At 62.7% G+C, this 12,864-nt stretch carries 14 protein-coding genes; 9 read left to right on the top strand and 5 right to left on the bottom strand.

Translation table 11 applies throughout. The features are described 5' to 3' along the window. The first annotated feature begins 137 nt into the window (after positions 1 to 137). A complete protein-coding gene (locus tag BLT09_RS03535; RefSeq protein WP_091590655.1) occupies positions 138 to 383 on the top strand; it encodes a zinc-finger domain-containing protein in 246 nt (81 codons plus the stop codon). 15 nt (positions 384 to 398) lie between these two features. Next, positions 399 to 1,634, top strand: coding sequence for an FAD-dependent monooxygenase (locus tag BLT09_RS03530; protein WP_091590653.1), 1,236 nt, complete (start codon positions 399 to 401; stop codon positions 1,632 to 1,634). 253 nt (positions 1,635 to 1,887) lie between these two features. Here BLT09_RS03530 and BLT09_RS03525 read toward each other — a convergent pair whose 3' ends face one another. From BLT09_RS03525 to BLT09_RS03510, 4 genes are all read right to left on the bottom strand, one after another. After that, positions 1,888 to 2,691 (bottom strand): amino acid ABC transporter ATP-binding protein, encoded by an 804-nt coding sequence (locus BLT09_RS03525; RefSeq protein WP_023800620.1) that lies wholly within the window; start codon positions 2,689 to 2,691, stop codon positions 1,888 to 1,890. A gap of 21 nt (positions 2,692 to 2,712) precedes the next feature. Next, the gene (locus BLT09_RS03520) at positions 2,713 to 3,870 is read right to left on the bottom strand and encodes an amino acid ABC transporter permease (RefSeq protein WP_091590652.1); all 1,158 of its coding nucleotides are present in this window, start codon (positions 3,868 to 3,870) and stop codon (positions 2,713 to 2,715) included. A gap of 4 nt (positions 3,871 to 3,874) precedes the next feature. Further along, the gene (locus tag BLT09_RS03515) at positions 3,875 to 5,062 is read right to left on the bottom strand and encodes an amino acid ABC transporter permease (RefSeq protein WP_091590650.1); all 1,188 of its coding nucleotides are present in this window, start codon (positions 5,060 to 5,062) and stop codon (positions 3,875 to 3,877) included. A 63-nt stretch (positions 5,063 to 5,125) separates the two neighbouring features. Further along, positions 5,126 to 6,154, bottom strand: a complete 1,029-nt coding sequence (locus tag BLT09_RS03510) for an amino acid ABC transporter substrate-binding protein (protein WP_091590648.1) — start codon at positions 6,152 to 6,154, stop codon at positions 5,126 to 5,128. A 429-nt stretch (positions 6,155 to 6,583) separates the two neighbouring features. Between BLT09_RS03510 and BLT09_RS03505 the strand changes: the two genes are divergently transcribed. From BLT09_RS03505 to BLT09_RS03485, 5 genes are all read left to right on the top strand, one after another. After that, positions 6,584 to 7,750 carry a cystathionine beta-lyase gene (locus BLT09_RS03505; RefSeq protein WP_091590646.1) on the top strand — a complete coding sequence of 389 codons (1,167 nt, stop codon included), beginning with the start codon at positions 6,584 to 6,586 and terminating at the stop codon, positions 7,748 to 7,750. Positions 7,751 to 8,014: 264 nt separating this feature from the next. Continuing rightward, positions 8,015 to 9,103 carry an HPP family protein gene (locus BLT09_RS03500; RefSeq protein WP_091590644.1) on the top strand — a complete coding sequence of 363 codons (1,089 nt, stop codon included), beginning with the start codon at positions 8,015 to 8,017 and terminating at the stop codon, positions 9,101 to 9,103. 102 nt (positions 9,104 to 9,205) lie between these two features. After that, positions 9,206 to 9,886: an RNA polymerase sigma factor gene (locus tag BLT09_RS03495; protein WP_167366310.1), complete on the top strand. Its 681-nt coding sequence runs from the start codon at positions 9,206 to 9,208 to the stop codon at positions 9,884 to 9,886. Between the two features lie 98 nt (positions 9,887 to 9,984). Beyond that, on the top strand, positions 9,985 to 10,509 hold the full coding sequence (locus tag BLT09_RS03490; RefSeq protein WP_091590642.1) for a DUF4142 domain-containing protein: 525 nt from the start codon (positions 9,985 to 9,987) through the stop codon (positions 10,507 to 10,509). Continuing rightward, positions 10,506 to 10,835, top strand: coding sequence for a cupredoxin domain-containing protein (locus BLT09_RS03485; RefSeq protein ID WP_091590641.1), 330 nt, complete (start codon positions 10,506 to 10,508; stop codon positions 10,833 to 10,835). The genes BLT09_RS03490 and BLT09_RS03485 overlap by 4 nt, the downstream gene beginning before the upstream one ends. A 49-nt stretch (positions 10,836 to 10,884) precedes the next feature. Here the strand turns inward: BLT09_RS03485 and BLT09_RS03480 are convergent, their stop codons facing one another. Then, entirely contained in the window at positions 10,885 to 11,685 is an 801-nt protein-coding gene (locus tag BLT09_RS03480) for an SDR family NAD(P)-dependent oxidoreductase (RefSeq protein WP_091590640.1), read from the bottom strand. A 170-nt stretch (positions 11,686 to 11,855) separates the two neighbouring features. Here BLT09_RS03480 and BLT09_RS03475 point away from each other — a divergent pair, with 170 nt between their 5' ends. After that, on the top strand, positions 11,856 to 12,353 hold the full coding sequence (locus BLT09_RS03475; RefSeq protein ID WP_236473199.1) for a MarR family winged helix-turn-helix transcriptional regulator: 498 nt from the start codon (positions 11,856 to 11,858) through the stop codon (positions 12,351 to 12,353). A 101-nt stretch (positions 12,354 to 12,454) separates the two neighbouring features. Continuing rightward, positions 12,455 to 12,844: a YkvA family protein gene (locus BLT09_RS03470; protein ID WP_091590636.1), complete on the top strand. Its 390-nt coding sequence runs from the start codon at positions 12,455 to 12,457 to the stop codon at positions 12,842 to 12,844. Positions 12,845 to 12,864: the final 20 nt, after the last annotated feature.

Below are 12,864 nucleotides of genomic sequence, written 5' to 3'. Positions count from 1 at the left end.
CCAGGTACAGCGCGGCGCGTCCTTTGGACGCGCAATCCAGGCTGCAGAGCGGCGCGTCCTTTGGACGCGCCAGGGACGCGGTGGAATTTTGATTTTGCACATGATCCGGGGTCATGCGGCAAATATAGGAGACGACGATGGCAGGCGGTTCCATTCCCCATTTCCAGAACGATGCGGGTTATGCGGCGATCGACATCGGCGTCAAGGAATTCATGTGCACCGGCGCCAACCCGCCTTTCGACCATCCGCATGTGTTTCTCGACATGGGCGACGACAATGAAAAGGTCTGCCCCTATTGCTCGACGCTTTATCGCTATTCGCCAAAGCTGAAGGCGACGGAAACGCAGCCTGCCGGATGCCTCTATATCCACCAGGCCGCCTGACGCGCACACCATCCGATGAACGACACCCGGTCCCGGCAGGTCGTTATCGCCGGAGCCGGCGTCGCCGGACTGACCGCGGCACTGGCGTTTTCCGAGCGCGGCTATCTGGTGCGGCTGTTCGAACAGGCGCCGCGCCTCGAAGCGGCCGGCGCCGGCATCCAGCTCTCACCCAACGCGACGCGCATCCTTCGCCAGCTCGGCGTGCTCGACCGGTTGTTGCCGGCGGCGGTGCGGCCGGAGGCGGTCGTGCTCAAGGACGCCGCCACGCTGCGTGAGTTGGCGCGGGTGCCGCTTGGCGAAGCGGCCGAAAGGCGCTGGCAGGCGCCTTATCTCGTCGCTCATCGGGCTGATCTGCAAGACGCGCTGATGGCGCGCCTTGCCGAACAGCCGGACATCAGTCTCGTCACCGGCGCGCGCGTCGGCGGCATCGCCACAGGACCGCGCCATGCCACGGCAACAGTCGAGATTGCCGGCAAGACAGTCGAAGCCGGCGGCTTTCTGCTGATCGGCGCCGACGGCGTCTGGTCGGCGATCCGGGCTTTTGGCGGGCTTGCGGCAAAAAGCCGGTTTTCGGGCGAGCTTGCCTGGCGCGCTACGATCAGTGCAGGCAGTGTCGCAGGAGAAGCCCTTGCGGCGGTCGGCGCCGCCAATTGCGTGACCACCTTCCTGCATCCCGGCTTCCACCTCGTCGCCTATCCAGTCCGCAAGGGCACGGCGTTCAACCTGGCTGCCTTCACCAGGGGCGAGGTCATCGCCGAGCGCTGGTCGGGCCACGCCGATCCCAATATCCTCGTCGGCGCCATGCGTGGCACGGCGGCAGCGCTGGCCCGCCTTGTCGAGGATGCCGGCCCGTGGACCGCGTGGCCGATCCATACGGTCGACCAGGCACAACCATGGACGACACCCGCCGGCATCGCGCTGATCGGCGATGCGGCGCATGCAATGACGCCGTTCGCGGCGCAGGGGGCGGCGATGGCGATCGAGGATGCCGCAACCCTTGCCGGCTTTGTCGCTGCCTCGCCCGCCGATCCGTGGGGCGCGCTTGCCGCCTGGGAGAAGATGCGCCGCCCGCGCATCGCCAAGGTCGCCCGCCGCGGTGCGGTCAACCGGCTCGCCTGGCATGCAGCGGGGCCGATGGCCGTCGCGCGCAACCTGTTCCTGAAGTGGCGCTCGCCGGAAAAGCTCGCGGCCGATCTCGATTGGCTCTATGACTGGAACCCGGACACTCTACAGTTTAGGTCGTCGACGTAGCGATCCTTCCCACCCCCCTCTGTCCTGCCGGACATCTCCCCCGCAAGGGGGGAGATTGGCCGTCACAGCAGCCTTCGCCAATCTCCAACGTTGCAGGAGTGAGCGGAGCGCCGAAGCTGCTGATCTCCCCCCTTGCGGGGGAGATGGCCGGCAGGCCAGAGGGGGGTGGGAAGGAATGAGGCGCTTCTGGCGGCGCACACAGCAAAGAGCCCGGCCGGGTTTCGGCCGGGCTCATTTGATTTGCTGACAGCGGTCAGTGCAGGATTTGCGACAGGAACAGTTTTGTGCGCTCGTGGCGCGGATTGTCGAAGAACTCGGCTGGCGTGTTCTGCTCGACGATCTGGCCCTGGTCCATGAAGATCACCCGGTTGGCGACCTTGCGTGCAAAGCCCATCTCGTGGGTGACGCAGAGCATGGTCATGCCCTCTTCGGCGAGGCCAACCATCGTCTCCAGCACTTCCTTGATCATTTCGGGATCGAGCGCCGAGGTCGGCTCGTCGAACAGCATGATGCGCGGATTCATGCACAACGAGCGGGCGATGGCGACGCGCTGCTGCTGGCCGCCGGAAAGCTGACCGGGATATTTGTTGGCCTGTTCCGGAATCTTGACGCGCGTGAGGAAGTGCATGGCGATTTCCTCGGCCTGCTTCTTCGGCGTCTTGCGCACCCAGATCGGCGCCAGCGTGCAGTTTTCCAGGATGGTCAAATGCGGGAACAGGTTGAAGTGCTGGAACACCATGCCGACCTCGCGGCGCACCTCGTCGATCTTCTTGAGATCGTTGGTCAATTCCTTGCCGTCGACGATGATCTTGCCCTTCTGGTGCTCTTCCAGCCGGTTGATGCAGCGGATCATCGTCGATTTGCCCGAGCCCGAAGGGCCGCAAATGACGATGCGCTCGCCGCGCATCACCTTCAGGTTGATGTCCTTCAGCACATGGAATTCGCCGTACCATTTGTGCATGGCGATGATGTCGATGGCGACATCGGTGGTGGAAACCTGCATCTTGGCGGCATTGACCTTGATCTCTTCCGCGCTGACTGCATTTTCTATTGTCATGGAAGGTTCCCTTTTTTGTTCTTAGCGCTTGTGGCCGGTGTCGAGCCGGCGTTCCGTGAACATCGAATAGCGCGACATGCCGAAACAGAACAGCCAGAAGACAAAGGCAGCGAACACCAGGCCGGACCTGGCCGTTTGCGGCGTTGCCCAGTGGGGGTCGTTAAAATTCTGTTTGACGACGCCGAGCAGGTCGAACATCGAGATGATCGAAACCAGGCTGGTGTCCTTGAACATGCCAATGAAGGTATTGACGATGCCGGGAATGACCAGCTTCAGCGCCTGCGGCAGCACGATCAGGCCCATTTTCTGCCAGTAACCGAGGCCGAGCGAATCCGCACCTTCATACTGGCCCTTGGGGATCGCCTGCAGGCCGCCCCGCACCACTTCGGCCATATAGGCAGCGGCAAAGAGCGAAACACCGATCAGCGCGCGCAGGAACTTGTCGAAGCTGACGCCGGCCGGCAGGAACAGCGGCAGCATGACGCTGGCCATGAACAGCACGGTGATCAGCGGGATGCCGCGCACCGTCTCGATGAAGATGACGCACAGCATCTTGACGATCGGCATCTTCGAGCGCCGGCCGAGCGCCAGCACGATGCCGAGCGGCAGCGACACGGCAATACCGACGAAGGACAGGGTGAGCGTCACCAGCAGCCCTCCCCATAGCGGGGTTTCGACATGCGGCAGGCCGAACACGCCACCAACCAGCAGGATGAAGGCAAAGATCGGCAGCGCCCCGAAGAACAAGATGGCGTTCAGCCCCTTGCGCGGCACCTTCGGGATGAGCAGCGGCACCAGAAGCGCCACGAACAGGATGGCGACCAGGATCGGCCGCCAGCGCTCATCGATCGGATAGCGGCCGAACATGAACTGGCCGAACTTGGCGTTGACGAAGGCCCAACAGGCGCCGGACCAGCCGTCCGGCTGGACGCCGCCCTGTGCCGCCGTGGCGCAAAAGGTACGGTCCGCGCCGGTCCATTGGGCGTTGATGAAGGCCCAGCTGATCAGTTGCGGCAGGATCATCGCGACCAGCACGATGCCGATGATGGTCAGGATCGTGTCACCGGTCGACGCAATCAGGTTCTTGCGTATCCAGGCGCCCAGGCCGCGCTCGCTTGCAGGCGCCGACTGTGCCAGCGCCATTTCGACGCGGACGAAGGAAAGATCGTGCTCCTGCATGTCGCTACCTCTCCACCAGCGCCATTCTGGCGTTGACCACGTTCATGACCGCCGACGTCAACAGGCTGAGTGCGAGATAGACCACCATCATGATCAGCACGCACTCGATAGCCTGGCCGGTCTGGTTCAGCACCGTGCCGGTCGTCGCCGTCAGATCCGGGTAGCCGATGGCGATGGCCAGCGACGAGTTCTTGGTCAGGTTCAGATATTGGCTGGTCAGCGGCGGAATGACGATCCGCATGGCTTGCGGAATGACGACAAGCCGCAGGATCGATCCCGGCCGCAGCCCGAGCGCACCGGCTGCCTCGGTCTGACCCTTATTGACGCCCATGATGCCGGCCCGCACGATTTCGGCGATGAAGGCCGCCGTATAGAAGGACAGCGCCAGGTAGAGCGACAGGAACTCCGGCTTGACCTGAAAGCCGCCAGTCAGGTTGAAGGTCGATTGCTTTGGATAATCGAAGCTCAGCGGGAAGCCGCTGAGCGCGTAGGCCAGCAACGGCAAGCCGATGATCAAAGCCGCCGATGTCCAGAACACAGGGAATTGCTGGCCGGTCGCCATCTGCCGCTGACGCGCCTTGCGGGCGACGAACCACGCCATGGCGATGCCGAGAAGCAAAGCAACCAGGATCAGCCAGGAGCCTTCGCCCCACACGGCGCGTGGAAAATAAAAGCCGCGTTGGTTGAGAAAGGAGCTGAACGGCAAATTGATGCTTTCACGCGGCGGCGGCAGCACCGAAAGCACGCCGGAATACCAGAAGAAGATGACCAGCAGCGGCGGGATGTTGCGAAAGACCTCGACATAGACCATGCAGATCTTGCGGATCAGCCAGTTGTGCGAAAGCCGGCCGACGCCAAGGATAAAGCCGATGATGGTGGCGGTGACGATGCCGGCGGCGGCAACGATGAGCGTGTTGACGAAGCCGACCACAATGGCGCGGCCATAGGTCGAATCCGACGAATAGGCGATGGCGCTGTCACTGATGTCGAAGCCGGCGCGGCCCCTGAGGAAGCCGAAGCCTGACGCAATGCGCAGGCGCGTCAGATTGTCTATGGTGTTTTGGACGATCCACCAGACCAACGCAACCAGCACGATGACGACCACCGCCTGGAAGACTATGCCGCGGACCTTTGGATCATTGATGAAGGAGCCGCGGCTTGGCTCCTCGCGAAGAATTTCCTGCGATGCCATTCGACCATCCCCTGGAAAGAGAAACCGGGAGGCAGACGATCTGCCTCCCGGATCACATTTCGATCAGCGGATCGGCGGAGAGTATTGCAGACCGCCCTTGGTCCACAGCGCGTTGATGCCGCGCGCGATCTTCAGCGGGCTGCCCGACCCGACATTGCGTTCGAACATTTCGCCGTAATTGCCGACGGCCTTGACGATGTTGACGACCCAGTCGTTGGAGACGCCGAGATCGGTGCCGATCTTGGTATCGGCCTCCTGGCCGAGCACGCGCTTGATCTCGGGATTTTCCGAGGCCTTCATTTCCTCGACATTGGCCTTGGTGATGCCGAGTTCCTCTGCCTGCAGCAGCGCAAAATAGGTCCACTTGACGATGTGGTACCACTGATCGTCGCCCTGGCGCACGGCCGGTCCGAGCGGTTCCTTGGAGATGATCTCAGGCAGCACGACGTGGTCGGCGGGCGCGCCCAGCGTCAGCCGGATGCCGTAGAGACCTGATTGGTCGGTGGTGTAGACATCGCAACGGCCGGCGTCATAGGCCGCGTCGACCTCTGACAGCTGTTCGAAGACGACCGGGCTGTACTCCATCTTGTTCGTCTTGAAGTAGTCGGCGAGGTTGAGTTCGGTCGTGGTGCCGCTCTGCACGCAGACCGCCGCGCCCGAAAGCTGCAGCGCGGAATTCACCCCCGGCAGCTTCTTGGCGTTGATCATGAAGCCCTGTCCGTCATAATAGGTGACACCGACGAAGTTCAGACCAAGCGCCGTATCGCGGTTGATGGTCCAGGTGGTGTTGCGCGACAGGACGTCGATCTCGCCTGACTGCAGTGCGGTGAAGCGTTCCTTGGCGCTGAGCGGCGTGAATTTGACCTTGGTGCCATCGCCGAACACGGCGGCCGCGACAGCGCGGCAGAAGTCCGCATCGATGCCTTGCCAGTCGCCCTTGTCATCCGGCGCCGAGAAGCCGGCCAGACCGGTCGACACGCCGCATTGGATGAAGCCCTTGGCCTTGACGTCGTCGAGCGTGGCCGCCGACGCGGCCGAAGCCACCAATCCAAGCGTGGCGGCGCCCAGAATGCCGATTGCAATGTGTTTCATAACCCACAGACCCTTTTCTGTTTTTTTCAGGCGAACCTGACTTTTTTTCCGTGTGAACGCAGCTTCCCGTTCCGGCCCATTACCGGAACCCGCATCGCAACCGACGCGCTGCCTCCCATTCACGAGCTGCATCGAAGGCGATTATCACAGTGAGGTCAAGGAAAATGACCGAAACCCAAAGAGTTTCAAACCATTTGCCGCAAATGCCTGAATTGCAGACAAACGCGCCCGAAAATTAGCCAGCAACTGCAGGTCCGGCCAACGCGAATCGGAGCTGGCTTCTGAAATCCTTCTTCGGCGAGACAGCGCCGCGCGCCTGAATGCCATCGGAGCGATTGGCACAACCAGTCCGCCGGCTGGCGGATGGCGAACGGTTGCGTGGCCAATGCCGCCGCACTATGGCTAGCGCTTCATCAGAGGCGAAGCGCAATGGCAAAAGACGGCAATGAAATGGGCATCAACACGCGGCTTGCCCACTCGGGCAACAATCCGCATGACTATTTCGGCTTCATCAACCCGCCGGTCGTGCATGCCTCGACCGTGCTCTTTCCCAACGCGGCGACGATGGCGGCACGCGGCCAGAAATACACCTACGGCACGCGCGGCACGCCGACCACCGACGCGCTTGCCAGCGCCATCGACGGACTGGAAGGCTCGGCCGGCACGATTGTGGTGCCCTCCGGCCTGGTGGCGGTGACAGTGCCGCTGCTCGCCTTCCTGTCGGCGGGCGACCATGTCCTGATTGTCGATTCCGTCTATCACCCGACCCGCAATTTCGCCGACACGATGCTGAAACGGCTAGGCGTCGAGGTCGAATATTACGATCCGCATGTCGGCGCCGGTATAGCGGCGCTGATCAAATCCAACACCAGGGTCGTGTTCACCGAATCGCCGGCCTCCAACACTTTCGAGGTGCAGGACATACCGGCCATTTCCAGCGCGGCACACGCCGCAGGTGCGATCGTGATGATGGACAATACCTGGGCGACGCCGCTCTACTTCCGCCCGCTCGACTATGGCGTCGACATCTCGATCCATGCGGCGACGAAATATCCGGCCGGCCATTCCGACGTGCTGCTCGGCACGGCGTCGGCCAACAAGGCCTGCTGGAAACAGCTTTGCGAGACATTTTACACGATGGGCTGCTGCGCCGGGCCGGACGATGTCTATCAGGTGCTGCGCGGCCTGCGCACCATGGGTGTGCGCCTCGACCACCATCAGCGCAGCGCTCTGGCGATCGCCGGCTGGCTGGAGGGCCAGCCGGGCGTGGCGCGGGTGCTGCATCCAGCGCTTGCCAGCCATCCCGACCACGATCTCTGGAAGCGCGACTTCTGCGGCTCGAGCGGCATTTTTTCGATCGTGCTCAAGGGCGGCGGCCAGAAACAGCAGCATGCCTTCCTCGACGCGCTCAGGATATTCGGCCTCGGCTATTCCTGGGGCGGCTATGAGAGCCTTGCGGTGCCGGTCTTCCTCGGCGACCGCGTCGTCGCCAAGGGGCCTTATGACGGCCCGCTCATCCGCCTGCAAATCGGGCTCGAGGATGTCGAGGACCTCACAGCCGATCTGGCGCGCGGCCTCGCCGCGGCGGCGGGTTGAGCTACGGTAGCGAGCTTCCAAAACCGATTCAGAAAACGCGCTCAACCTCTTGAAAAGACTAGCCGGATCACGCTGTGTAGCTGCTCCGGCTGGCGGCCGGACCTCGCCTGATCTACCCGCGTAGCGCAACAATATTTCCCAAATCCGCTATTTCTCGGATTGGTTTGGCTTTCGAATTCAGCAGTCTGGCGTCATTGCAAGGCGTTTCAAAGTTCAACACTCCTCGGGGATCAACCCCAGAGTGGGATAAACCCCAGAGCACCCATGGCCTTTCGTCTTTTTTCTCCCATACTGGCCGGCGCGACACTGCGCGAGCGCATGATCGCCTGTTTCGGTGCGACGATCGGCATTGCGCTGACCGGCGCGATCAGTGGCCTCGTGCTCGGCAGCGGCCCGCATGTGCCGCTGCTCGTGGCGCCGATGGGTGCCTCGGCCGTGCTTTTGTTCGCAGTGCCGGCGAGCCCGTTGGCGCAACCCTGGTCGATCATCGGCGGCAACACCATATCGGCGCTCGTCGGCGTGATTGTGGCGCGTTTCATACATGAGCCCGTCCTTGTGGTGGGCATTGCGGTATCGTTGGCCATCGCCGCGATGTCGTTCACACGCTGCCTACATCCACCAGGCGGCGCGGCGGCTCTGACGGCGGTGTTCGGCGGCCCGGCCGTCATCGACGCCGGCTTCCTGTTTCCGTTCGTGCCGGTGGCATTGAACTCGATCGTGCTGGTGGCGCTCGGATACGGTTTTCACAAGCTGACGCGACGGACCTACCCGCATGGTACCACCGCTGCGTCAAAGAACAGCCACGGCACCATCGATCCACCGGCGCAGGAGCGTATCGGCTTCCGGCCCGAGGACATCGATGCTGCGCTCGGCGCTTTGGAGGAGACGTTCGACATCGACCGCAACGATCTCGAACGGCTACTGCGGCAGGTGGAGTTACAGGCGATGGTGCGCACGCACCGGACCTTGCTGTGCGAGGATATCATGTCGCGCGACGTGATTGCCGTGGACGAGCATGCTGATGCCGACGAGGCGCGTCAACTGCTGCTCGATCACAATATCCGGATGCTGCCGGTCGTCGACGCGGAGGCCAAGCTTATCGGCGCCGTCGGACTGCGCGAACTGGCGCGGGCGGCGCAAGCGGTGAAAAGCGTGACAAAGGCCGTGGCGACTGCCTCGGCGAGTGCGCCGGCCATGGGCCTCCTGCCGGTGCTTACCGACGGCCGCAGCCACGCCGTCGTCATCGTAGACGACAACCAGCACATCCTCGGCCTCATCACGCAGACCGATCTGCTGGCCGCAACGGCACGCGCGCAAGCTGGCGACAAGGCGTTGGCGGAAGCGGCAGCGTAAGCGGTGCCGGCCGCCGGGAAAAATGTTCGGGAACCTTTTCGCGGTTAGCCCGTCCAATGTTTCGATCGGAGGATTTGCTTCCGGTCATGAGATTGGCTCGCGATGAGGAAACCGGCCATATCTGCGACCGTCATGCCCGCCGCATCTGGCGAGATGCAGCTTGTCGGCCGTGCGCTGGCGCGCGAGAGCGGAGCCTTCCACACGATTATCAAAATGCACAACCAGCGACTCTATCGTATCGCCCGCAGCGTCGTCCGCAACGACAGCGAGGCTGAAGACATCGTGCAGGAGGCCTATGTCAGGGCCTTTGCCCAGCTCGGGGATTTTCGCGGCGAATCCTCTCTCGCCACATGGCCGTCACGCATCGTCATCAACGAGGCGCTTGGGCGTTTGCGCAAAAGGCGGCGAACGGTAGCGATGCCGCAAAATCTACAAGCCGAAATCATCGAGTTCCCCCTCAATCCCAGCGACGATCCGGAGCGGATGATGGCGCAACGGCAGATCCTCGAGCTTGTCGAACGGGCGACCGATCGACTTCCCGATGTCTACCGGACAGTATTCGTGGCGCGGGTGATCGAGGGTCTCAGCATAGACGAGACCGCCGAATTACTCGATGTGCGGCCCGAAACCGTCAAGACCCGGCTGCACCGAGCCCGCGCCCTAGTCCGCAAGGCGCTGGCCGATCAGATCGGCCCGGTGCTGCTCGATGCCTTCCCCTTCGCCGGCCGCCGGTGTGAACGGCTGACCGCCGCGGTGATGCAGCGGCTTGGCTTTACCAGCTGATTTTCCCGAATTCCCGGGAACGTTTGCCCCCTTCCGGCATCCAAACATCGTCAACTGAAAATGCCCGGAGCCAACCGCGTCCGGCGAAGGAGAACGTCATGTTTATTCGATCGACCACCGCACTGGCAGCGCTTTTCCTGCTCAGCGCAGCGACGTTGGCGCAAGCCTCCGACAAGCCGAGCGACCCGCAGATCGCCCACATCGCCTACACAGCCGGCGTGCTTGACGTTGAGGCGGCCGTGCAAGCGCTGAAGAAATCGAAGAACAAGGAGATTCTCGATTTCGCCAAAGACATGGTGCGAGACCATGAAGCCGTAAACAAACAAGCGCTTGACCTGGTCAAGAAGCTCAACGTGACCCCAGAGGACAACGCCACCAGCAAGGCGCTGACCAAGGTGGCGGACGAGGAACGGGCGAAGCTCGCCAAGCTCGACGGCGCCGCGTTCGACAAGGCCTATGTCGACAACGAGGTCGCCTATCACAAGCAGGTCAACGGCGCGCTCGAAACCCTGCTGATCCCCTCGGCCGAGAATGCCGAACTGAAGAGCCTGCTGGAGACCGGCCTGAAGCTATTCCAGGGCCATGAACAGCATGCCGAACATGTCGCCGGCATGCTGAAATGAGAGCAGCACCAACCGTGTCGAAACCGCATCTGTGGATTGCAATGGCGCTAACTATTGCTGCCGCACCAGCCAAGGCCGAAACGATTGAGGTGACGATCGAGAAGCTGGTGTTTTCGCCGGCAAGCATCGAGGCGAAGGTCGGTGACACGATCGAGTGGGTCAACAAGGACGTGTTCGCCCACACGGCGACCGTCAAAGGCGACTGGGAGGTGATGATCCCGCCGAAGACATCGGCGAGCATGATCCTTCAGAAGGCGGAAGCGTTCGACTATTTCTGCCGCTTCCACCCCAACATGAAAGGCCGTCTGACGGTGACGTCGCCCTAGCCATGCCAGCGGAGACCGCCCTGCGCGCGCACAGGGCGGTCGGGCGGCGTCAGGCCGCCTGGTAGCGAGGCGCCGGCTCGCCGGTCTGCTTCGCGGCGAACAAGGTGGCGCGGGCGGCGTCATAGGTCTCCCACAGCGCCCGGTCGTGGACCGACGGCAGCGTGATGGCTTCACCCTGATCGAAGCCTGCCAGGGCCGCATCGACCATGTCTTCCGCGGTCATCACCACTGCCGGGTCGAACGCTGAAAGCGGCATGCCGGCGAACTCGTAGAATTCGGTGGCGGTCGCGGCAGGAAGAACGAGCTGCAGCCTGACGCCGGTTCCGGCAAGCTCCTCCTGCAGGCCACGGCTGAAGTTCACCACATAACCTTTGGTGCCGCTGTAGAGGGAGGTGATCGGCAGCGAGTGCAGCGCCAGGACCGAGGCTATGTTGATTATCGCCCCGGAGTTGCGCGACAGGAATGCCGGCAGCGCCGCTCGCGTCAGGCGCGTCAGCGCCGTGATGTTGAGCGCGATTGTCGACGCGGCATTCTCGTCTGACGTGTTTATCGTCGATCCCAGCGTGCCGTTACCGGCGTTGTTCACAAGCAGGGTGATGGCGGCGTTGGTGGCGAGCACCTTCTCGACACGCGCCAAGCCCTCCTCCTTGGTCAGGTCGGCGCCGATCACCTCGACCTTGGCGCCATAGGCCCGCGACAGCTTTGCCGAGAGGGTTTTCAGGCGTTCAGCGCGGCGCGCCACGAGCACAAGATCATAACCACGGGCAGCGAGGCGGTCGGCATAGACGGCGCCGATGCCGGCGGAGGCGCCGGTGACGACGGCGATCGGCTTGGAAGCGGAGTTCGACATGAGTTATCTCCTGAACGTTGAGGGCTCAAATGTTGAGCGCTCAACCAACTAGCCAAATCTGCGCCCTTTGCAATGCTTCAGCCCTCAACTATTTTGTAAGGATGAAAAAAACAGCCGAATCGTTCACATCGCTAAAAGGTCGGGGTGAGCCAGACGCGGAAGCGCCCGGCATGCCGAACGATTTCGTCTGCATCAATTCGTCGCTGCGCCGTGCGGCGCGGCGGCTTGGCCAGTTGTATGACGTGGCGTTGGTCCCAACCGGGCTGACGTCAACGCAAACCCTTCTGCTCGGCCAGATCGATGGGCTCGCGGCCGCTTACGGCGAGGACGGGCCGACGCTGCAGGTCCTCGCCGGCCGCCTGGCGATCCAGATCTCAGCGCTGACGCATGCCCTGCGGCCGCTTGTGCGCGACGGTCTGGTCGAGGTCCGCCACGATACCCACGATCGGCGAACCAAGCATGCTGTGCTGACGCCGCTCGGCAAGGCGCGATACCAGCAGGCATATGTCGTGTGGGTCGAGGCCAACCGGCGCGTCGAGGCGATTTTGGGGGCGGCCGCGGCCGAAAAGCTGAGGAGCCTCGCCGACGATGTCGCCTCGCAGGACTTTCTCGACGCCTATGTTTCGGGCGCGAAGCCGCCGAGCAGCACCGAATCGTCGGAGTGTTAAAGCGCCGCGCGCCCTTTGGGACGCGCTATGGACGGTCTGATTTTGCGCGACCGGCAACCGCTCGGATGCAGGCGGACGACAATCTGTGCTAAAGTGACCCTATGAAAGCATGGCTGGAAGCGGCAAAAAGCCGGGCCCGCGACATCAAGCTTGATGTCGTCGCCCTGTGGTTCGCCGCACGCGATCCTCAAGTGCCCTGGTTTGCAAAGTTCGTTGCCGGAATGGTAGCCGCCTATGCGCTTTCCCCAATCGACCTGATCCCGGATTTCATTCCGGTGCTCGGTTATCTCGACGACCTGATCATCGTACCGCTCGGCGTAATCCTGGCCATAAGGCTTGTTCCGCCGCCGCTGATGGACGAGTTTCGAGCGCGGGCGGCCGCGCTCGAAACTCACCCGCAAAGCAGGACGGGAATGTTCTTTGTCGTGGCGCTCTGGCTGGCTTTGGCAGCTTTGCTGATCTGGGCGTTCTGGCCCACCCACGCCAAATAGTCCGATCAGGCTTGCACCTG

It is taken from the genome of Mesorhizobium muleiense (genome assembly GCF_900099905.1).
GTDB lineage: Bacteria > Pseudomonadota > Alphaproteobacteria > Rhizobiales > Rhizobiaceae > Mesorhizobium > Mesorhizobium muleiense.
This window is presented reverse-complemented; position numbering and strand designations above follow the sequence as displayed.

Coding starts and splice junctions, on each gene's coding strand:
- BLT09_RS03535 (WP_091590655.1), top strand. CDS start 138: ATGGCAGGCGGTTCCATTCCCCATTTCCAGAACGATGCGGGTTATGCG.
- BLT09_RS03530 (WP_091590653.1), top strand. CDS start 399: ATGAACGACACCCGGTCCCGGCAGGTCGTTATCGCCGGAGCCGGCGTC.
- BLT09_RS03525 (WP_023800620.1), bottom strand. CDS start 2,691: ATGACAATAGAAAATGCAGTCAGCGCGGAAGAGATCAAGGTCAATGCC.
- BLT09_RS03520 (WP_091590652.1), bottom strand. CDS start 3,870: ATGCAGGAGCACGATCTTTCCTTCGTCCGCGTCGAAATGGCGCTGGCA.
- BLT09_RS03515 (WP_091590650.1), bottom strand. CDS start 5,062: ATGGCATCGCAGGAAATTCTTCGCGAGGAGCCAAGCCGCGGCTCCTTC.
- BLT09_RS03510 (WP_091590648.1), bottom strand. CDS start 6,154: ATGAAACACATTGCAATCGGCATTCTGGGCGCCGCCACGCTTGGATTG.
- BLT09_RS03505 (WP_091590646.1), top strand. CDS start 6,584: ATGGCAAAAGACGGCAATGAAATGGGCATCAACACGCGGCTTGCCCAC.
- BLT09_RS03500 (WP_091590644.1), top strand. CDS start 8,015: ATGGCCTTTCGTCTTTTTTCTCCCATACTGGCCGGCGCGACACTGCGC.
- BLT09_RS03495 (WP_167366310.1), top strand. CDS start 9,206: ATGAGGAAACCGGCCATATCTGCGACCGTCATGCCCGCCGCATCTGGC.
- BLT09_RS03490 (WP_091590642.1), top strand. CDS start 9,985: ATGTTTATTCGATCGACCACCGCACTGGCAGCGCTTTTCCTGCTCAGC.
- BLT09_RS03485 (WP_091590641.1), top strand. CDS start 10,506: ATGAGAGCAGCACCAACCGTGTCGAAACCGCATCTGTGGATTGCAATG.
- BLT09_RS03480 (WP_091590640.1), bottom strand. CDS start 11,685: ATGTCGAACTCCGCTTCCAAGCCGATCGCCGTCGTCACCGGCGCCTCC.
- BLT09_RS03475 (WP_236473199.1), top strand. CDS start 11,856: ATGCCGAACGATTTCGTCTGCATCAATTCGTCGCTGCGCCGTGCGGCG.
- BLT09_RS03470 (WP_091590636.1), top strand. CDS start 12,455: ATGAAAGCATGGCTGGAAGCGGCAAAAAGCCGGGCCCGCGACATCAAG.